At 60.7% G+C, this 613-nt stretch carries 1 protein-coding gene; it reads right to left on the reverse strand.

Translation table 11 applies throughout. From position 1 onward, the window contains the following. A partial coding sequence (locus CE491_RS05595; protein ID WP_110947430.1) for a glycoside hydrolase family 19 protein occupies positions 1-529 on the reverse strand: 529 nt, incomplete at its 3' end. Positions 530-613: the final 84 nt, after the last annotated feature.

Here is a 613-nt window from a genome sequence, read left to right on the forward strand (position 1 = left end):
TCCCCTGAAGGTCTCCGGTATCCGCCAGCGAGTTCAGTCCGTTGACCGACCAGAACCAGGCGGCAGACATCGCGGCGTGCTGAGGCTGCTCGAGCAGTTCCGGCGAGTTGATCAGATCCAGCGCCAGCGCATCGCCGCATTTGCGGTAGTTGTCCTTGCCGGTGATCTGAATCAGCCCCCTGCCCCGGTACTTCCAACCATCACCGCTGGCAGGCGCGCCGTTGCCCATCCGAGAGGCATAGGTGATGTTGGCGATCTGTTCTGGCTTGCGGGCGTACTCGGCGGCCAGTGATTCGCTAAAGCGGCTGGGCCATGTCTTGCGCAACGCATCGGCGCTGTAGTTCAGGTTCTCTACCAGAACCGTCAGTTGGGCAGACTCATGCCCGACCTGTGCAATGAATGCCGCGATGCGCGCCGGGGTAACGATCTGGTACTTGCCCATGGCTGTATTCAGCGCGGGCACAAAAACGCCCGCGACTTGGCGGGCGTTCGGGAGGATCTGCAGCAGCTGCTGCGCGTTGATCGGCATTTGTCTGTTGCCGCTGACCGAAAACTGACCCATTAACGGCTGTTCTGCCGACTGAAAACTGACCCAGGTGTTCAACTGCTTCTG

The organism is Pseudomonas bohemica (assembly GCF_002934685.1).
GTDB classification, from domain to species: Bacteria; Pseudomonadota; Gammaproteobacteria; order Pseudomonadales; family Pseudomonadaceae; genus Aquipseudomonas; species Aquipseudomonas bohemica.